This is a genomic window from Rhodococcus sp. NPDC059968, assembly GCF_042738615.1.
In the GTDB taxonomy this organism is placed as follows: domain Bacteria; phylum Actinomycetota; class Actinomycetes; order Mycobacteriales; family Mycobacteriaceae; genus Rhodococcus_F.
Map to the genome: position 1 here is coordinate 505,120 of NZ_JBHWUE010000001.1, position 18,833 is coordinate 523,952.

An 18,833-nucleotide genomic window follows, 5' to 3' on the forward strand; every position below is an offset into this window, starting at 1 on the left:
CATACTGGTCGGTGGTCGGTCCCTCCTGACGAGGCGGTGTCCTGTGGTGCATCCCGAGGTATTGGTGGTCGGAGCTGGTCCCGTGGGGCTGACGGCGGCGATCGAACTGCGAAGGCGAGGTGTCGCCTGCCGCATCATCGATCCCCTGCTCGAGCCGCCGCAGTACGCGAAGGCGGTGGGGATCCAACCCCGCACCCTCGAGGTGTTCGAGAGCATGGGCGTGCTGCGGCACATCCTGGACGCGGCGATCCAGATGCGCGGGCAGATCGTGTACGTCAACGGCGACGAGGTCGCCCGTCTGGAGTTGTCGCTTCCGGCCGACGTCCCGTTCGAATTCATCGGACTGCCCCAGTACGAGACCGAACGCATCCTCACCGAATACCTGGCCACGTTCGGCACCACGATCGAACGCGGAACGAGGCTGACGGCGTTCGAACAGGACGATGACGGCGTCGTCGCCACGGTCACCGGCGCGGACGGTGACGAAACCGTCCGAACCCAGTACCTTTTCGGGTGCGACGGCGCCCACAGCGTGGTCCGCAAGGGCCTCGGTCTCAGCTTCGAGGGCGGTGCGTTCCTCGAGCAGTACATGCTCGGCGACGTCGAGGTCGACTGGTCGATGCCGCGTGGCTACGGAATCCGGTCGATGCATCAGACGGACGGCGAGACCGACGATCTGCTCGTGTGCATTCCACTGCCCGGCCGCCGCCGCTACCGGATGTCGATGCTGGTGCCCAGCGACCTCGCCGGCACCGGCACCCCGGCGGCCGACAAGATCGCGCACGGTTTCGAAGCGGGACCGAAACCCGAGCTGAGCCACATCCAGGCCGTGCTCGACCGCCTGTCGCCCGAGCCGACGCGGGCGTCGAACCTCCGCTGGTCCTCCATCTTCCGGATCAGCCACCGCATCGTCGACTCGTACGGGCGCGGACGGGTGTTCGTCGCGGGCGACGCCGCCCACATCCATCCGCCGACCGGCGCGCAGGGCATGAACACCGGCATCCAGGACGCCCACAACCTGGCGTGGAAGGTCGCGCTGGCCGTGTCCGGTGCCGCGGCCCCCGATCTGCTGGACAGTTACGACGCCGAACGGCGACCCATCGGGGAGGAGGTGGTGGGACGCACCGTGCGCAGCGCCCGGGAGGGGATCGGGGCGGGATCGTCGGATCCCGACTACGTGATCCGACGTGAAGCGCAACTCCTCATCAGCTACGCGGACAGTCCGATCGTCGCCCAGCCGGAGTCGAATGCGGCGCTCGCGCCCGGCAGCCGGGCACCGGACGCCCGCGGGCTGACCCGTGCCGCGGTCGCGTTTCCCCTCCGGCTGTTCACTCTCCTCGCGGGACGGAACCACACGTTGCTGCTGTACGCCGACGAATCGGTCGACGCGCGCGGGCTGGAACTGCTCGAGGCCGCGGCGACGTCGGTGGAGGCGGCGACCCAGGGACGCGTCGACACGTACCTCGTCGCGTCGCCTGCCGCCGACGTCGGGGAAGCCGTGCTTCCCGTCGTCAGGGACCGCGACGGCGAGTTCGCGCACGCGTACGGCGCGGAGGGTTCCGCCGCGTTCGTCGTCCGTCCGGACGGCTATCTGGGGTTCCGGCAGAGTCCGGTCGCGGTCGACGGTCTCACGGAGTACCTGAAGTCGACTTTCCGCTGAGCTCGGGAGTGGTGGGCAGGCCGCGCCGGATGTCACCCGGCGCGGGCTTGACGAGCGGCGCCCCGACCCGGGTGGCCGAATCGAGCAGCCACGGCACGCTCGTGACCATCACCCCGGACGTGAACAGCAACCGGCCCTTGAGGCGCAGCGCATTCTGGTTGTGCAGCAGGTGTTCCCACCAGCGACCGACCACGTACTCGGGGATGAAGATGGTGACGATCCCGTCCGGGATCCGCTTCCGGACGGATTTCACATAACCCACGATGGGCCGGGTGACTTCACGGTAGGGCGATTCGAGGACTTTCAGCGGCACCGGAATTTCGTACTTCTCCCACTCCCGCTGCAGTTTTGCGGTGCTGTCGCCCAGTACGGTGACGGCTTCCAGGGTCGTCGGATGGGTGGCGCGGGCGTAGGCCAGGGCCCGGGCGGTGGGTTTGTTGAGCACGGACACCAGCACGATGGTGTGCACCTGGGAGGGGAGGGTGAAGCTGTCCTCGTCGACGACGAGGACAGCCGCGATCCGGTCGTAATGGCGGCGCACCCCCCGCATCAGGAAGAACAGGATCGGCATGGCGATGACCACCAGGTAGGCGCCCTGGGTGAACTTCGTGACCGTGACGATGATCAGGACGGTGCCGGTGAGGACGGCGCCGGTGCCGTTGAGGGCCCGTCGGCCGTGGATGCGACGGCGTTCTCGGGAGTCGGATTCGGTTGCCAGCACACGGTTCCAGTGACGGACCATGCCCGCCTGGCTGAGGGTGAAGGACGTGAACACGCCGAGGATGTACAGCTGGATGAGGTGGGTGACGGACGCGTCGAACAGGACGATCAATCCGCCGGCCGTCACGGCGAGGAGCACGATGCCGTTGCTGAACGCCAGCCGGTCGCCGCGCGTGTTGAGCTGGACGGGGAGGTAGCGGTCGCGGCCGAGCACCGAGGCGAGCAGCGGGAAGCCGTTGTAGGCGGTGTTCGCGGCGAGCACGAGGATCAGCACGGTCGCGGCCTGGACGTAGAAGAAGCCGATGTTGGTGGTGCCGCCGAACACGGCCGCCGCGATCTGAGCGATGACGGTGCGCTGCGGATCGGTTTCGCAGTTTCCGGCGAATCCGATCAGATCGCAGGGGTTCACCGCAACGTGCACCTTGGCGATGATGGCCAGCGCGGTGATTCCCGCGAACATCACGATGGCCGTCGCGGCCATCGCCATGAGTGTCTTCGCGGCGTTGGCGCTCTTGGGTTTACGGAACGCCGGCACCCCGTTGGAGATCGCCTCGACACCCGTCAGCGCGGTACATCCGGATGAGAACGCGCGCAGCGCGAAGAACACGAGGGCCAAACCGGTCAGCCCGGACAGTTCCGGTTCGATGGTGTACCCGGCACTTTCGGCGACGGGCGTCGAGCCGGCCGCGATGCGAACGAACCCCGTCACGATCAGGATCATCACACCGGCGATGAACCCGTACGTCGGGAAGGCGAACGTGGTCCCCGATTCGCGGATCCCGCGCAGGTTCATCACGGTCAGCAGCACGACGAACGCCACGGCCAGCGCCACCCGGTGCGTGTTGAGCGCGGGTACGGCGGAGATGAGATTGTCGACGCCGGCGGACACCGATACCGCCACCGTCATGACGTAGTCGATCAGCAATGCCGACGCCACCGTCAGACCCGCGGACGGACCGAGGTTCTTCGTCGCCACCTCGTACGAGCCGCCCCCGCTGGGGTAGGCGTACACCACCTGGCGGTACGACAGGGCGACCACGGCGAGAAGCACCACGACCCCAGCCGCCAGATACGGCGTCAGGTAGAAATACGCGAGACCGCCCAGGGACAGAATCAGCAGGATTTCCTGCGTCGCGTACGCCACGGACGACAACGGGTCGGAGGCGAAGATCGGCAGCGCCAGACGCTTGGTCAGCAACTGCTCCCCGAGGTCGTCGCTGCGCAGCGGGCGTCCCAGAGCCAGCCGCCGGAGCGCTCGAACGAGAGCCACAAGTTCAGCGTAGAACCGTGGCGGGGTGCGGCGCGGGTTTTCCGCCCTCAGGCCGCGCCGCCGCCCCGCCGGGGGTCTACACGTACGCAGGCCGGCGTGTGGCGCCGGATGCTCGGGTGCGCTGCCGCCCCAGAACTTCGGCCCGCGCCTCGTCGTCGGTGGCGAGGTCGACGATCGCCGCGGCCAGGGCGTATGCCCCGTCGACGATGGCATTGTCGGCGCCCGGCGAGATCGCGTCGGCCGCGAACGCCGCGGTGTGCGGCGCGGCCGTCGAACCCATCACTCCGATCAACGGGTGGATCGACGGCACGGCCTGGGAGACGTTGCCCATGTCGGTCGATCCGCCGCCCAGTGCGCCGCCGTCCCGTGGTGTCATCACCCGGCCCCGATGCCCGAGGGCGGCGTCGAAACGGTCGGCGAGGAACGGGTGCTGGACGAGGGGCTCGTAGATCGGGTCGACAGGGGTGACGGTATAGCTGCATCCCGTGGCCGTCGCGGCGCCGTCGACGCAGGCGAGCACCTTCTTCTTCAGTTCGGCGGTCTCCGCGAGGTCGAACGATCGCACCTCGGCCTCCACGACCGCGGTCGCCGGAATGATGTTGGAGACGTCGCCACCGGACAGCGTGACGGCGCTGACGCGCACGGTGTCGCGCAGATGCTGCCGCAGCAGTCCCACCGCCACCTGCATCACCGTCGCCGCGTCCCCGGCGTTGATCCCCACGCTCGGTGCGGCCGCCGCGTGCGACGCCCGCCCGGCGAACTCGACCCGGAACCGGTCGCGGGACTGCGACGTGCTCCCCGCCGTGGGCACGACGACGCCGGGACCGGGGTGAACCATCAGCGACACCGTCGCGTCCTCCCAGGCGCCGGCCTCGAGCATGTGGGCCTTGCCCGCACCCTTCTCCTCGGCCGGCGTCCCGAGAAGCTTGACCCGGATGCCGAGCTCGTCCGCCACCCGGGACAACGCGATCGCCGCCCCCGCCCCGGCGGTCGCGATGATGTTGTGGCCGCACGCGTGCCCGATGCCGGGGAGGGCGTCGTACTCGGCGCACACCACGACCGTCAGCTCACCGCTGCCGTACGCAGCCTCGAGGGCGGTGTCCTGCCCCCACACACCCACTTCCACCGCGAAACCGGCATCGCGGAGCAGGTCTGCGACGAGCGCCGCCGAACGATGTTCCTCGAACGCGAGTTCCGGATGGGCGTGCAGGTCGTGGCTCGTGGCGACGAGGCGGTCGCGCCATTCGAGGACGGTGTCCTCCACACGTCGCTTCAACTCCTCGGCTACTGCGTTCGGGCCGCCCGAGGCTTCGATGTCGCCGGCAAATGCGGTGTCGGTCATGAACTTTCCTTTCTGGAGGGAAGGGTCGTCACGCCTCGGCGGGCGCGACGGCAGTGACGGTGGACGCACGGTGGTCGGCGGCGGGTCCGCGTGTCACCACCGCGAGGCCGGCGACGGCGAGCGAGAGCAGCCCGCAGATCACCCACACGGCTTGGTACCCCGCCTCACTCGTGATCACGGAACCGCCGTCGAGCGTCGCCGTGAACCCGGACATCACCGCCGTGAAGCTGGCGCCGGCGATGGCACCGGCGACGGTGCGGGCACTGTTGTAGAGGCCCGACGCGATGCCGACCGAGTCCCGCGGCGCTCGCGCCACCACCACGTTGGGAAGCGCGGAGATGATGATGCCGTTGCCGAGACCGGACACCACCAGCCACGCGAGAACGCTGACAGTGTCCGAGTGCAGCGCCGTGAGCAGGGCGTACCCCAGTGCGGCGGTGACGGCGCCGACGATGACGGCCGTGACGTCGCCGACCCGCGCGCCGAGCCGCGGTCCGACGAACGTGCCGACGAAAGCCGCGATCGACGCGAACACGAGGACCAGCCCGATCATCGACGACGACAGGCCGAGCCCGAATCCGGCCGCTGCCGGGTCGGTGCCGACGAAGAGCGCGATCGGGGTCTGGCTGCCGAACAACTGGGCCCCGAACAGGGCCGCGAGCAGGATCGGCAGCCCGACCCCGGCACGGCCGGAGAGCATCGCGAAATCGACCAGCGGCGAGGCCACCCGCCGCTCGAGCACCACCCACAGGGCGAGAAGTGCGCCGCCGAGCAGAAGCCCGCCCAGCACCGGCCCCGACGCCCACCCGAACCTGTTGCCCGTGCTGATCGCGAACAACGCGAACGCCAGTCCCGCTCCCAGGAGGATCGCCCCGGCCCAGTCGAGGCGGCCCGACGTGCGCGCCGTCGTTTCGGGGACGAAGAACACCACGACGACGAGCGCGAGCGCCATGAGTGCCGCCGGAACGAGAAGCAGCACAGTGAGACTCAGGAACGATGCGAGGACCCCGGACAGGACGACGCCGACGCTGGCACCGAGCGTGAGCCCGCCGACCAGCAAACCGATCGCCTTCCCCGACTGCTCCCCGGCGCGCTCACGCACGATCGCGAACTCGAACGGCAGGAACGCCGCGAGTGCGCCGGTGATCGCCCGGCCCAGGATGAAGATGCCGTACGTCGGGGCGAGCGCCGACACGACGCTGCCGACCGTCACCATCGCCGTCGCGACGACGAGCATCCGCTTGTGCCCGTACTGGTCGCCCATCTTGGCGAGCAACGGCACGAGGACCGCGGTCGCGAGCAGATAACTCGTCTGCACCCAGTTCAGGTCGGCGGGACCGACCGAGTACTTCTCACCGATCGCCGAGAGGATCGGACTGAACCATGCCTGGAGGAATCCGCTGGACAGTTCCATGGCGAAGAGGAACCCGACGAAACCGGCCGCGGCGCCGAGGCGCCGGTCGGAACCGGCGCCGGTGGGATTAGGGGATCGGAGTGCTCCCATGTGTGACCTCCAAGGTGGCGGGTCGCCTCGAGAGGCGACATGACAATATGAGCGAAACGACCGAATCGGTGCGTCCGAGTGTTGGGTGAGTGAGTTTCTGCGGTGTAAATGCGCAGAATTTGACGCTGAGGAGGTGCCGATATGCAGGAGAAGACGCCCACCGAGGACGAACTTCGACTTATCCACGCGCTACAGGTGTGGCCGCGGGTGCCGTGGTCGCAACTCGGGCCGATCCTCGACGCCGACCCGGTGACTCTCGCGCGACGGTGGTCCGGGCTGAGCGAACGGGGCATGGCCTGGGTGACGGCCCAGCCGCCGATGTCCGAGACCGCGCGTGGCGCGATCGTCGAGGTCGAGTGCGTCGCCGGGTCGATCGACGCGGTGATCACCGAGTTGTCCCAGGACAGCGAGTGCATGTCCATCGACGTCGCCTCGGGCGGTCGCGACCTGATCCTCACCGTCGGCTGCCACAACCCGACAGCGTTCAACCGGTACGTCGTGTCCCGGGTCGCGGGCATCCCCGACGTCCGCACCGTCCGCACCCACCCGGTGATCACCACGATCTCCGGGGCATCGCAGTGGCGCCTGCGCGCCCTCGACGCCGACGAGTCCAGCGCGATCGACGCTGCCCGACGCCGGGACGCCGCCCGGCTCTCGGCGACTTTCGCCCGTCCGCCGGTCGCCGAACGCGACATCATCTCCATCCTGTCCCGCGACGGTCGTGCAACCACCCGGACTGTCGCGGAGGCGCTCGGGACCTCCACACGGCGGGCGCGCGAACGGTTGAGCGCGACACTCGCGTCGGGCGCTTTCGAACTCCGCACGGACATGCCGCGCTGGGCCTCGGGGTATCCCGTCTGCGCGTGGTACTTCCTCCGGGTTCCCGCCGCCCAGATGGCCAGGGTCGGCGCCAACCTGAGCGGGCTGCCCGCGGTGCGGACGGTGTTGTCGGTGGCCGGGCCTGCCAATCTTCTGGTATCCGTGTGGTTGCGTGAACTCTCCGACGTCGAAGGGCTCGAAGCCGTCGTCGAGCAGAAACTGCCGGCGGTCAGCATCCTCGACCGGTGCCTCGTTCTCGGCGTCCGCAAACGCATGGGCCGGGTGTTCGACGAGGACGAGTTGCCCATGCAGATCGTGCCGTGGTCGGGAGCGTAGGCGCTCCGCGCCCGTGCGCCTTTTTTGGTAGCTGGAACAACCGGAAAGGCGCACGGGTGCGAAGCGCCTCGCCGCCTTCGGGAATTGATCGCGGGGTTGGCACGTTAGTTGAGTGAATAACGCTCAACTTATTTAGGAGGCTGAGGAATGCCAGCATTCTTCGGGCCGGAGGGCCCAGGTCGCATCGACATCAGTCGGCTCATGAGTCGCTCCACCCAGGAGCTCATGGCTGCTGCTGCCCGTTTCGCCGCAGGTCGTGGCGATGCGGAACTCGATGCACTCCACGTTCTGCGCGTCATGACAGAACACGAACCCGTCACCTCTCTGATGCGCCGCGCAGGCGCCGACACGTCGGCCGTCGCCGATGCCGTCGAACTGCGTCTGCCCCAGAGCCGCGACACCTCAGGCTTTGCGACACCCGCACTGAGCGGCGCGCTGAAGACGGCGCTGCTCGAGGCGCACCAACTCGCGCGCGCCCTCGGTTCCACCTACATCGATCCCGAGCACCTCTTCCTGGCGCTCGCCGCGGATCAGGACCACGCCGCCGGACGCCTGCTCGCGTCCGAGGGAATCACCCCGGAGCGTCTGCAGACCGCGGTGCAGGGTGGATCGGTGGAGGAGGAGTCCTCGAACTCCGAGACCCCCACGCTCGACAAGTACGGCTTCGACCTCACCGAACGCGCACGCGGCGGCGGAGTCGACCCGGTGATCGGGCGCTCCGACGAGATCGAGCAGACCATCGAGATCCTGTCGCGCCGCACCAAGAACAACCCCGTGCTGGTCGGTGAGGCCGGCGTCGGCAAGACGGCGGTCGTCGAGGGCCTGGCCCAGCGCATCGTCGACGGCGAGGTCCCCGACCGCCTGACGGGCAAGCGCATCGTCCAGCTCGACCTGTCGAGCATGGTGTCGGGCACCCGGTACCGCGGCGACTTCGAGGAACGCCTCAACAAGGTGATCGACGAGATCTCGGCCCACTCGGACGAGCTGATCGTCTTCATCGACGAGGTCCACTCCATCGCCGGTGCCGGTGGCGGCGCCGACGGCGCGATGGATGCGGGCAACATCCTCAAGCCGAAGCTTGCCCGTGGTGAGCTGCACATCGTCGGTGCGACGACGCTCGACGAGTACCGCAAGCACATCGAGAAGGATCCGGCGCTCGAACGCCGTTTCCAGCCGGTGACGGTGGCGGAGCCGAGTGCCCCGGATGCGGTGGCGATCCTGTCCGGTCTGCGTGACCGGTACGAGGAGCACCACGGAGTCCGCTACGCGGACGAGGCGATTGCGGCCGCCGTCGAGCTGTCGGCCCGCTACATCGGTGACCGCTTCCTGCCGGACAAGGCGATCGACCTGATCGACCAGGCCGGAGCCCGGTTGCGGCTGCGGATGCCGAGCGTCGATGTCGAGGCTCTGCGGGCGAAGCTCGCGGAACTCGAGCAGGCCAAGGAGCAGGCCGTCGCTGACGAGCAGTACGAGAGGGCTTCCCGACTGCGCGACGAGGCCATGGAGGTCCAGGCCCGGATCGACGGGAAGGCGGTCGGCGCGTCCGACGTCGCGCCCGAGGTGACCGCCGAGCAGATCGCCGAGGTCGTGTCCCGGGCCACCGGAATCCCGGCCAGCCAGATGACCGAGGAGGAGAAGGAACGCCTCCGCCGGCTCGAGGACGAATTGCATCGCCGTGTCATCGGCCAGGACGACGCTGTGCGGGCCATCGCCCGGGCAGTGCGCCGCAGCCGCACCGGCATGAACGATCCGGATCGCCCCGTGGGAAGCTTCCTGTTCCTCGGACCGACCGGTGTCGGCAAGACCGAGCTGGCGAAGGCGCTGGCCGCCACGCTGTTCGGTGACGAGAACAAGATGCTGCGACTCGACATGAGCGAGTTCGGTGAACGTCACACGGTCAGCCGGCTCGTCGGTGCCCCTCCCGGCTATGTCGGATACGGGGAGGCGGGACAGCTCACCGAGCAGGTCCGCCGGAACCCGTACTCGGTGATCCTGCTCGACGAGATCGAGAAGGCGCACCCCGACGTGTTCAACACGCTGCTGCAGGTGCTCGACGACGGTCGGCTCACGGACGGTCAGGGCCGGACGGTGGATTTCAAGAACACCGTTCTGATCATGACCAGCAACCTGGGATCCGACATCATCTCCAGCAAGTCGGGTGCGCTGGGATTCAGCACCGGTGACGCGGAGGCTTCGGAGAAGCCATTGCGGGATCGGGTGATGGGCCGGCTGCGCGAGTCAATGCGTCCCGAGTTCCTGAACCGGATCGACGAGATCGTGATCTTCCGCAAGCTCGACACCGAGCAGCTGCACCGGATCACGGACCTGCTGCTGGACGACAGCCGGAAGCGGCTGCAGTCCAAGGGCATCGAGATCTCGTTCAGCGAGGACGCGGTCGACTGGATTGCCGAGCACGGACACCAGCCCGAGTTCGGGGCGCGTCCGTTGCGCAGGTCGATCCAGCGGGCCGTCGACGATCGGATCGCCGATCTGCTGCTCGACGACGTCCTCGTCGAGGGTGGCAGCATCGCAGTCGGAGTGTCCGACGACGAGTTGGATCTCGTAGTCGGCTGATCCCCGACGTGAGTGGCAGAGTGTGCTTCCGCACGCTCTGCCACTCACGTGTGTGGGTAGCCCCTTGCCCGCCCTCGCCGTCTCGGATCAGCACCCGGTGATGAGATGTGCGTTGTGCACTGTCACCTGTGCCGTGTGCAGGGCTGCAGTGTGATCCGGGTGTGTGCCCGGAGCGTTGCCCTCCACGCCGGAGAAGAGCCGAATTACCGTCGACTCGCGGTGCGTGCTCGCCTCCGAGACGGTTACCTACTACCCAGCTTTTGTTCAGTCGAGCAGCTCGACCTCCCAATTCTCCTTCTGCACTTGCAGATCGACTTCGCGGATCTGCCGGGCGAGATCGTCTGCCGTCCGCCGCAGGTCCCGGACGGGCAACGCCGCGACGAAGACGAGTTCGGAGCGGAGTTGCCTGCCGTATCGGTCCTGCTCACGACCGGAGGCGGCATCCGCGGCGGCGGACACCACCCGGTGTCGGATTCGCAGCATGTCCCGGCGGGCCAGCGCGTCCGTGATGCTCGCGTCACCCAGTGGCGCAGCGGTATTCGTCCGATTGATCCTTCGAACGAGGATCTCCAGACGGTCCAGGACCTCCTCGAGTTCGACGAGGAGCGCCGCGGCGTCCTCCGCCGGCGACTCACCCTCTTGATGCCGTGCATTCGTGAGGATGCGCGACTTCAGGTGCTCCACCCGACGCGTCAGATCGCCGCGTTCGGCCAGTGCCTCAGCCAACTTCATGGGTACCTCCTTTCTCGAAATCGGTGTAGGGCATCGCAAATTGAGGGAAGGGAAAAGACCTGCGAGGAGCCGAAGGGTCGCGGCACCGCGAAGGTAGCGAGCGAAGCGCGTCGAACGCGCGGGTGAATTCCCCGAACCGTTGTGCCGGAGAGATATCTCGGTGGGCGCTCATGCGCCTTTCGTCGAGTCGAATTCGAGCATCTTCAATAAGTACCACATCCCCGCCCGTGTGGCGACAGTCGATTCGCCCGAGGTGAGTGCCGAAGTGTGTTCCGCCGTTCTTCGGCACTCACGTGCTGGTAAGGGCGACTATCGTCGAGGGCATGCGAGCGGAAGACGGCGAATTGACCTCCAAGCACCAACCGTTGCTGGTGCTCAGCAAGATCACGGAGATCCTCGATGCCTTCAGCCTGACGCGTCCGTCGATGACGCTGGGCGAGATTCACCAGGCGACGGGTCTGCCGACGTCGACGGTCCAACGGCTGGTCAGCAACCTGGTGGCGCAGGAATTCCTCGACCGGTCCGGCGACCAGATCCGGATCGGCGTGAAGATGGCGTTCTGGGCCGCGACGGCCACCAAGGGACTCGACATTCTGGCTGTCGTCACGCCGGTGCTGAAGGAGATCCGCGACGCCACCGGCGAGACCGCCAGCTTCTTCCGGGTCGAGCAGGGCTACCGCGTGTGTGTGGCCATCGCGGAGACCGAGCACGCGCTGCGCCGGAACATGTACGTCGGGAAGATCGTCCCCCTGCCCGCGGGATCGGCGGGAAGGGTGTTGCTCGCCTGGAACCCGGACCTCACCGAACAGGTCCTCGCCGGCCCCATCGAACCAATGACCGAGGGCACCGTCACCGACACCGCCGTGCTCCGCGAACTGATCCACCAGGCCCGGGCCGACGGGTACGCCATCACCGCGGGGGAGCGGGAGGACAGCGCCTCGGGATTGGCTGCGCCCGTGTTCGATTCGTCAGCCGACGTGATCGGTGCTCTGGCGATCAGCGGGCCGACACTGCGCATGCCTCGTGAACAGTGCGAGAAGTGGGTGGATCTGCTCGTCGGCAGCGCCGAGCAGGTCACCCGGACGCTGGGTGGCCGCTACCCGTCATGAGCTGCGCCGCGATCACGCGGCCGGCGTCGTGCATGGCCACGGCGTCCGTGGCGACGAGGACACCGGCGAACCGGGACCGGTAGTCGCCGAGATCGTCGCCGACGGAGCCGACCACGGCGTACACCGGGGTGGTGCCCGCGCGGGCGAGGATCGCGGAGATGATCTTGCCCGCTTTCGTCTGTCCGTCGAGCCTGCCTTCGCCGACGACGATCGCGGACGCGTCCGCGGACAGCGTGTCGAAGCCGATCACGTCGAGGACGTAGTCGGCGCCCGAGCGTAGTTCGGCGCCGTACCGCGCCCACATCCCGCCGGAGAACCCGCCGGCCGCGCCGGTCGCGTCGACACTCGACGGGTCGCGCGGCAGAGCCCGCGCCTTCGCCTCGAGTTGCCGCGTGAGGAGTTGCACGGTGCCCGCGTCGGCGCCCTTCTGCGGTCCGAACATTCTGGCGGCGTCGACGTATCGGGTGGTGACGTCGGTCAGCACGGTGACGGAGGCGCCCCGGAGTCCGCCCCCCGCCTCGATGGCGGCGATGGCCCCGGTGCCGCCGTCCGTGGTGGCGGATCCGCCGGCCGCGACGACGATGTGCCGGGCACCGCGCCGGACGGCGTCGGCGACGAGCATTCCGGTGCCGTAGGTGGTGGCGGTGACCGGGTCGCGGGGGCCGTCGTGCGGCGTGGTGATCCCGGAGGCGGCGGCGATCTCGATGACCGCGGTCCCGTCGTCGGACAGCCCGTACGTCGGCCGGCACGGGCAGCCCCAGGGGTTGCGGGACCGGGTGGTGACCGGGCGCAGTCCGAGGAGGACGGTGAGGACGTCGAGGGTGCCCTCGCCGCCGTCGGCGACCGGCAGCCTGATCGCGGCACTGCCGGACGACTCGACCCCGGTGGCGACGGCGTCGGCGACCTCGCCTGCGGTGTAGGTGCCCTTGAAACTGTCGGGGGCGATCAGAACCGTCATGAGCTCCAGGCTTCCGGGTTGACCGGATGCGGGGGAATCCGGTTCTGCGCCATGGCCACGGCGTTCTCGGCGCACAGCCGCGCCATCTCGGCGCGCACCGACACCGTGGCGCTGCCGAGGTGGGGGAGCAGGACCGTGTTCGACAGTTCCGCGAGCCCCGGGGCGAGCGCGGGTTCGTCCTCGTAGACGTCCAGTCCGGCCCCGGCGATCTCCCCCGATTTCAGGGCGGCGACGAGGGCGGCTTCGTCGACGACGGGACCGCGGGCCGTGTTGATCAGGATCGCGGACGGTTTCATCGCCGCCAGCACACCCGCATCGACCAGGTGGCGGGTCTGCGCGTTGAGGGGCACGTGCAGTGACAGGTAGTCGCTGGTGGTGACGAGGGTGTCCCAATCTGTGTGGGTGACGAGTCCGGCGAATTCACCGAGCTCCTCGTCCGGCACCGGACGGTCGCCGGGAGGCCGCGGGCAGAACAGCACCTGCATCCCGAAGGCCAGTGCCCGTTTCGCGGTCGCCCGGGCGATCCGCCCGAAGCCGGCGAGACCCAGCGTGCGTCCCGAAACATCCTGGCCGAGAAGTAGGTTCGGCTCCCATCCGGTGAACTGTCCGGAGCGGATGAATGCGTCGGCCTCCACGGCGCGACGGGCGGTGGCCATGATCAGCAGCATCGCGACGTCGGCGGTGGCGTCGGTGAGCACACCGGGTGTGTTGCCGACGACTATCGAGTTCGCGGTGGCCGCACCGATGTCGACGTTGTTGAACCCGACCGCGTAGTTGGAGATGCCGCGGATCTTCGCCGCGGCCAGGAGGTCGGCGTCGAACGTGTCGCGCAGCTGGGACACCACCACGTCGTAGTCGCCGGACACGCAGACCTCCCGCAGCCGGGCGGCGTCCGGAAGGTCGTCGGGGACATCGACGCTACCCGCGGCGCGCAGCAGGGTCAGCGCGGGTTCGGGGATCGGAGTGGTGACGTAGAACCGGGCGCCGCTCATCGGCCGCCGCCGATGACCCACTCGAACGCGGTGGCATTGGAACGCGCGCCCTGGGCGGCCTTGGACCGGTTGGCTTCGCCGAGTTCGGCTAGGGTCTTCTCGGACAGTTCCACGAGGGATCCGAACATGCTGGGGTTCAGCCAGTCCGGGCGGGTGGCGAACAGCAGGTCCTCGCTGGCGGTGTTGCCGCTGGCGCCGGGCGCGAACGGGCAGCCGCCGAGTCCGCCGAGGGCGCCGTCGACGGTCATCGCTCCGGCCGCGACCGCGGCGAGACTGTTCGCGACCCCCAGACCCCAGGTGTCGTGGCCGTGGAAGACGATGCCGCGCTGCGGGGTTTCGAGCCGTACCCGGGAGACGAGGGAGTACACCTCGGCGGGGACGGCCTGGCCGAGGGTGTCGCAGACGACGACGTCGACGGCGCCGTGGGCGCGCGGATCGTTGGCGATGTCGATGACCCGCTGCTCCGGCACCCGGCCCTCGAACGGGCAGGTGAACGACGTTGCGATGCACAGCTGGATGCTGCCGCCGACCTCCTGCGCGAGTTCGATCGCGGCGGGCATCGCGGCGAGGCTGTCCTCGGTGGAACGTCCGATGTTCGCCTGGTTGTGGGAATCGGAGGCGGAGAAGCAGTACTGGAAATGGCGTGCGCCGGCGGCGGCGGCCTTCTCGACGTGCCGGGGCGTCGCCACCCACACCCAGCAGTGATCCAGTTCCTCCGGGGTCAGTTCCGAGATCACCTCGACGGTGTTCGCCATCGGCGGGACGAGGTCGGGGCGGGCCATCGACCCGATCTCGAGCGCGGGCACGCCGAGTTCCAGGAGCCGCCGGGCGATCTCGAGCTTCCGGGCGGTGGGCAGCATCTTGCCCGTCAACTGCAATCCGTCACGCAGGGTGACGTCGCGGAGCAGGGTGCGTGATTCGAAGGACTGCGTCATGAGAGGCCACCTACTGTGTCGTTGACGATGGAGTCGATCTGTTCCGGGGTCATGCCGAGCAATGTCTCGAGGACCTCCCGGGTGTGCTCGCCGAGGTCGGGGCCGACGCTGCGGATGGGCAGCGACTTGCCGCCGATCACCGGGACGATGCCGGGGAACCCGACCTGCTTCGGCTCGGCCTCACCGGTGTCGACGGTGAACTGCTGAATCATGTTGCGGGCCGCGTACTGCTCGTCGCTGCAGATGTCAGCGGCGGTGTTGATCGGACCCGACGGCACCCCGGCGGTGTCGAGGATCTTCAGCGCCTCGTCACGCGAGTACTGGATCGTCCACTCACCGATCGCCGTGTCGAGTTCGTCGCGGCGCGCCCACCGTCCGGCGTTGGTGGACAGGTCCGGGTCGGCGCCGAGGTCGGGGCGGCCGATGGTGTCCATGTAGCGCTGGAAGATGGCGTCACCGTTGCCGGCGATGATGATGCTGTTGCCGTCGTTGCAGATGTACGCGTTCGACGGGGCGATGCCTTCCATCCGGCCGCCGACGCGTTCGCGTTTGATGCCGTACGCGAGATAGTCGGGGATCAGCGACTCCATCATCGACAGGATCGATTCGTTGAGTGCGACGTCGATGATCCGATGCGGCAGGGACGGGCCCGGCGTTCCGGCGACCTTCGCGGCCTCACGCTGGAACAGGGCCATCACCGCCCCGAACGCCGCATAGAGGCCGGCGATCGAGTCGCCGATCGACACCCCGACCCGCACCGGTGGCCGGTCCGGGTCGCCGACGAGTTCGCGGAATCCGCCGGCGGCCTCCGCGACCGCGGCGAACCCCGGCCGCTGCGACATCGGCCCGGTCTGCCCGAACGCCGAGATGCGGGTGATCACCAGGTCCGGATTGGCCGCGTTCAACGCGTCCGGTCCGATGCCCCATTTCTCCAGGGTGCCGGGCCGGAAGTTCTCCAGCAGGATGTCGCACTTGGCGGCGAGATCCAGGACGAGCCGGCGGCCCTCCTCGGTGCGCAGGTCCAGCACGATCGACTTCTTGTTGCGGTTGATCGTGCGGTACAGCATCGAGGTGTCGCCGGAGTAGAGCCGCCAGTTGCGCAGTTCGTCGCCGGTCTTCGGGCGTTCCACCTTGATGACCTCGGCCCCGAAGTCGGCGAGCATCCGGCCCGCCGTCGGAGCGGCGATGTAGTTACCCAGCTCGAGTACCCGAACCCCGTCGAGTGGCCGAATGGTGTTGTCGGAGAACATGGTGATCCTTAACTGATAGTGACGCTCAGAGAACGAGGCTCATGGGCAGGACGAGCAGTATTGCGACGACTGATGCCACCGATACTCCCACCGAACACGTCTTCAGCGTGCCTCGTGTGGTCTGACCCATCAAGGACTGCAGCAGCCAGAAGGTGTTGCTGGTGACGTGCACCGCGAACAGGGAGCCGGCGCCGGCCGCGAGGGCGATGAGGACGGGGTCGAGGCCGAGGGTCGGTGCGATGGGTGCGAGGACGCCCGCGGCGGTGATGGCGGAGATCGTGACCGAGCCGACGGCGACGTGCAGGACGGCGGCGATCACCCAGACCATCAGCAGCGGAGCCGCGTGATTGGCGGTGAAGTACTTGCCGAGGATGTCCCCGAGCCCGGCCGCGGCGATGGTCGCAGCGAGGGACCCGCCGACACCGGTGAGGATGAGGATCTGGCCGCTCTCGCTGAAACCGCTGGCGATCGCCTTCTGGACGCGGTGCTGGCCGACGGTGAGCCGTCCGACGAAGCTGGTGCCGATCAGTCCGATCAGCAACGCGATGAGCGGCTCCGACGCGAACGAGATCACCGGGTTGCTGATCTCGGCGATGTCCAGGATCGCGCCGGTGGCGATGAGCAGGAGCGAGACGAGCAGAGGAGCGAGGAGGAGGATCAGGGGGCGGTCGTGTTCCGCGCGCTCGGCCGTGACCTCCGTGACGGTCGCGGCGCGTTGCGCCTGGGCGACGCCTCCGCCGGCATCGGGCCGAGGGGTGGTCCCGCCGCTGCCGCCGTCGGTCCACTCGTCCTCTTCGTCGTCGACGACCGTCTGATGGAAGTGCTCCTCGTCCTTCTCCGGGTTCCACCAACCGCGGGTGAACAGGAACGACATGATCGCGACCGAGATCGCCACGGTCGGGATCACCAGGATCAGCCCGAAGATCAGCATCTTGCCGAGCGGCACACCGAGAAGTCCGGCGAGGGCGAGGGCGCCCACACCGGGAACCATGAGCACGATGCCGCACTCCAGGCCGATGGCGAGGGCGGTGGCCATGCGTGCGGTGCCGACCCGGCCGACCTTCGGTGCGAGGTTGCGGGCGAGCGGCGCCGAAATCACGAGGAGGACGTCGAGGAAGATGGATTGCAGCAGCGTCGCGATGGTCAGCGACAACGCATAGGGCATTCGTTTGGGTCCGAACACGCGGAGCAGCGTCCCGACCAGGCGCTGGATCGCGCCCATTTCTTTCAGCATGGCGCCCATCAGGACGCCGAACGCGATCAGAAGTCCCACTTCGGCCATGATGTCGCCGAAACCGGTGCTGATGACGTCCACCGTTGCGGCCGTGCCGAGTCCCGTCGTGAGTCCGAGGTAGGCGGATCCGACGACCAATGACACCACTGGGTTGAACTTGAAACGCACGATCATCACAACGACCGCCGCGACGGCGACCGTGGTGTTGATCAGGATTGCTGCATCTGACATGTGGCGCGTCCTTATCGAGGAGGCGGGTAGTGACTGGTGTCACAGGTACACCCATATTATGAGCACACACTCACGATATAAGCAATGGGCCTTCGGCCCCGTGCGCCTTTTCGGTTGTTCCCGCTACCAGAAAGGCGCACGGGCCTGGATACTCGACGCATGGTCGCGCTGGATCCGTTTGCGGTGGGACGGCCGCCGGCCGCCGAGCGCAGAACGTCGGAGGACTGGAGCGAGATCCAACTCTGGTCCGATCGCGTGTACATGCCCTACGTGGTGCGTCCGCTCGGTGTCGGGCTGTTACCCCGGTCGAGCATGTACTCCACGAAGATCGGCGGCATCACGGTCACCCGGTTCTCCTACGGAATCCCCGTCTCGGTCGGCGACTTCTCGGCCGACGCCGGCAACGCGCTCGTTCTCACGACCATCCGGGGCAACGCCCGGCACCACCTCGACCACGACGTCACCGCGGACACACCGTCGGGTGACACGTTCGTCGCCGACTGCAGTCGCGTCGACTACCTCGTCGAGTTCTCCCCCGACCACGTCCAGCTCAATCTCACCGTTCCCCACACGCTGCTCGCGGACACGGCGGTGCGGTGGTGGGGATTCGACCCCGGAGATATTCTCTGGCAACGCAAATGCGTCATCGGGGGCGGCGGATCCGGCTGGCAGGCGCTGCTCGGGTACGCCATGCGGACGACGAAAGAGCTACCCGGACACGCCACCGAGGGGCGCATCGGGCTCAACCTGCAGGAGTTGCTCGTCGGTCACCTGCTCACCGAATGGGCGGCTCGTGCCGGGGTGGACCCGGACAGGTCCACCGGCCCGGCGGCGCCCGGCTATGTGCGGCACGCCGTCCAGTACATCCGGGAGTACGCCCGCGAACTGCCGACCGCCTCCGACATCGCCGACGCGGTGGGTGTCAGCGTCCGCACCCTGTCCGGGTCGTTCCGGAAATACCTGGACACCACCCCGGCCGAATACGTGCGTGAGCAGCGGCTCCAGGGCATCCGGGAGGAACTGCTCACCGCATCGCCGGGGGAGACCGTCGCCTCCATCGCCGGCGCGTGGGGATACGTCAACCTCGGCCTCTTCGCGGCTGCCTACCGTCGCCGGTTCGGCGAGAATCCGTCGCAGACCAGGGCCTTCGGCCCCGTGAGCGGTTGA

At 68.2% G+C, this 18,833-nt stretch carries 14 protein-coding genes; 5 read left to right on the plus strand and 9 right to left on the minus strand.

The window, feature by feature from the left end:
• Positions 1-43: 43 nt before the first annotated feature.
• The gene (locus ACFWAY_RS02390) at positions 44-1,660 is read left to right on the plus strand and encodes an FAD-dependent monooxygenase (protein WP_378455683.1); all 1,617 of its coding nucleotides are present in this window, start codon (positions 44-46) and stop codon (positions 1,658-1,660) included.
• On the opposite strand, the gene ACFWAY_RS02395 is transcribed toward ACFWAY_RS02390, so the two are convergent.
• The 3 genes from ACFWAY_RS02395 to ACFWAY_RS02405 all read right to left on the minus strand — a co-directional run bounded on the left by ACFWAY_RS02395 (position 1,629) and on the right by ACFWAY_RS02405 (position 6,496).
• Positions 1,629-3,650: an APC family permease gene (locus tag ACFWAY_RS02395; protein WP_378455682.1), complete on the minus strand. Its 2,022-nt coding sequence runs from the start codon at positions 3,648-3,650 to the stop codon at positions 1,629-1,631. The two genes, ACFWAY_RS02390 and ACFWAY_RS02395, sit on opposite strands and share 32 nt — an antisense overlap.
• Positions 3,651-3,726: 76 nt before the next feature.
• Entirely contained in the window at positions 3,727-4,992 is a 1,266-nt protein-coding gene (locus tag ACFWAY_RS02400) for an amidohydrolase (RefSeq protein WP_378509703.1), read from the minus strand.
• 28 nt (positions 4,993-5,020) lie between these two features.
• Entirely contained in the window at positions 5,021-6,496 is a 1,476-nt protein-coding gene (locus ACFWAY_RS02405; protein WP_378509704.1) for an MFS transporter, read from the minus strand.
• 141 nt (positions 6,497-6,637) lie between these two features.
• On the opposite strand from ACFWAY_RS02405, the gene ACFWAY_RS02410 reads away from it, so the two are divergent.
• Positions 6,638-7,651 (plus strand): Lrp/AsnC ligand binding domain-containing protein, encoded by a 1,014-nt coding sequence (locus tag ACFWAY_RS02410; RefSeq protein ID WP_378509705.1) that lies wholly within the window; start codon positions 6,638-6,640, stop codon positions 7,649-7,651.
• A 147-nt stretch (positions 7,652-7,798) separates the two neighbouring features.
• The gene (locus ACFWAY_RS02415) at positions 7,799-10,225 is read left to right on the plus strand and encodes an ATP-dependent Clp protease ATP-binding subunit (RefSeq protein WP_378509706.1); all 2,427 of its coding nucleotides are present in this window, start codon (positions 7,799-7,801) and stop codon (positions 10,223-10,225) included.
• 264 nt (positions 10,226-10,489) lie between these two features.
• On the opposite strand, the gene ACFWAY_RS02420 is transcribed toward ACFWAY_RS02415, so the two are convergent.
• Positions 10,490-10,957 carry a DIP1984 family protein gene (locus ACFWAY_RS02420; protein WP_378456512.1) on the minus strand — a complete coding sequence of 156 codons (468 nt, stop codon included), beginning with the start codon at positions 10,955-10,957 and terminating at the stop codon, positions 10,490-10,492.
• 323 nt (positions 10,958-11,280) lie between these two features.
• Here ACFWAY_RS02420 and ACFWAY_RS02425 point away from each other — a divergent pair, with 323 nt between their 5' ends.
• Positions 11,281-12,066: an IclR family transcriptional regulator gene (locus tag ACFWAY_RS02425; protein WP_105413000.1), complete on the plus strand. Its 786-nt coding sequence runs from the start codon at positions 11,281-11,283 to the stop codon at positions 12,064-12,066.
• Here the strand turns inward: ACFWAY_RS02425 and ACFWAY_RS02430 are convergent.
• Genes ACFWAY_RS02430 through ACFWAY_RS02450 form a run of 5 tightly spaced genes read right to left on the minus strand, consistent with a single transcriptional unit; the run spans position 12,032 to position 17,666 of the window.
• Positions 12,032-13,024 carry a glycerate kinase gene (locus ACFWAY_RS02430; RefSeq protein ID WP_378509707.1) on the minus strand — a complete coding sequence of 331 codons (993 nt, stop codon included), beginning with the start codon at positions 13,022-13,024 and terminating at the stop codon, positions 12,032-12,034. The two genes, ACFWAY_RS02425 and ACFWAY_RS02430, sit on opposite strands and share 35 nt — an antisense overlap.
• The gene (locus tag ACFWAY_RS02435; protein WP_378509708.1) at positions 13,021-14,016 is read right to left on the minus strand and encodes a 2-hydroxyacid dehydrogenase; all 996 of its coding nucleotides are present in this window, start codon (positions 14,014-14,016) and stop codon (positions 13,021-13,023) included. The genes ACFWAY_RS02430 and ACFWAY_RS02435 overlap by 4 nt, the downstream gene beginning before the upstream one ends.
• A complete protein-coding gene (locus ACFWAY_RS02440; protein WP_378509709.1) occupies positions 14,013-14,951 on the minus strand; it encodes a hydroxymethylglutaryl-CoA lyase in 939 nt (312 codons plus the stop codon). Before ACFWAY_RS02440 ends, ACFWAY_RS02435 begins: the two co-directional genes overlap by 4 nt.
• A complete protein-coding gene (locus ACFWAY_RS02445) occupies positions 14,948-16,201 on the minus strand; it encodes a CaiB/BaiF CoA transferase family protein (RefSeq protein ID WP_378456508.1) in 1,254 nt (417 codons plus the stop codon). The genes ACFWAY_RS02440 and ACFWAY_RS02445 overlap by 4 nt, the downstream gene beginning before the upstream one ends.
• A gap of 25 nt (positions 16,202-16,226) precedes the next feature.
• Complete coding sequence (locus tag ACFWAY_RS02450) at positions 16,227-17,666, minus strand: GntP family permease (RefSeq protein WP_378456507.1); 1,440 nt, start codon at positions 17,664-17,666, stop codon at positions 16,227-16,229.
• 159 nt (positions 17,667-17,825) lie between these two features.
• On the opposite strand from ACFWAY_RS02450, the gene ACFWAY_RS02455 reads away from it, so the two are divergent.
• The gene (locus tag ACFWAY_RS02455; protein ID WP_378509710.1) at positions 17,826-18,833 is read left to right on the plus strand and encodes an AraC family transcriptional regulator; all 1,008 of its coding nucleotides are present in this window, start codon (positions 17,826-17,828) and stop codon (positions 18,831-18,833) included.

Coding starts and splice junctions, on each gene's coding strand:
- ACFWAY_RS02410 (WP_378509705.1), top strand. CDS start 6,638: ATGCAGGAGAAGACGCCCACCGAGGACGAACTTCGACTTATCCACGCG.
- ACFWAY_RS02425 (WP_105413000.1), top strand. CDS start 11,281: ATGCGAGCGGAAGACGGCGAATTGACCTCCAAGCACCAACCGTTGCTG.
- ACFWAY_RS02445 (WP_378456508.1), bottom strand. CDS start 16,201: ATGTTCTCCGACAACACCATTCGGCCACTCGACGGGGTTCGGGTACTC.
- ACFWAY_RS02405 (WP_378509704.1), bottom strand. CDS start 6,496: ATGGGAGCACTCCGATCCCCTAATCCCACCGGCGCCGGTTCCGACCGG.
- ACFWAY_RS02450 (WP_378456507.1), bottom strand. CDS start 17,666: ATGTCAGATGCAGCAATCCTGATCAACACCACGGTCGCCGTCGCGGCG.
- ACFWAY_RS02430 (WP_378509707.1), bottom strand. CDS start 13,024: ATGACGGTTCTGATCGCCCCCGACAGTTTCAAGGGCACCTACACCGCA.
- ACFWAY_RS02415 (WP_378509706.1), top strand. CDS start 7,799: ATGCCAGCATTCTTCGGGCCGGAGGGCCCAGGTCGCATCGACATCAGT.
- ACFWAY_RS02435 (WP_378509708.1), bottom strand. CDS start 14,016: ATGAGCGGCGCCCGGTTCTACGTCACCACTCCGATCCCCGAACCCGCG.
- ACFWAY_RS02455 (WP_378509710.1), top strand. CDS start 17,826: ATGGTCGCGCTGGATCCGTTTGCGGTGGGACGGCCGCCGGCCGCCGAG.
- ACFWAY_RS02420 (WP_378456512.1), bottom strand. CDS start 10,957: ATGAAGTTGGCTGAGGCACTGGCCGAACGCGGCGATCTGACGCGTCGG.
- ACFWAY_RS02400 (WP_378509703.1), bottom strand. CDS start 4,992: ATGACCGACACCGCATTTGCCGGCGACATCGAAGCCTCGGGCGGCCCG.
- ACFWAY_RS02440 (WP_378509709.1), bottom strand. CDS start 14,951: ATGACGCAGTCCTTCGAATCACGCACCCTGCTCCGCGACGTCACCCTG.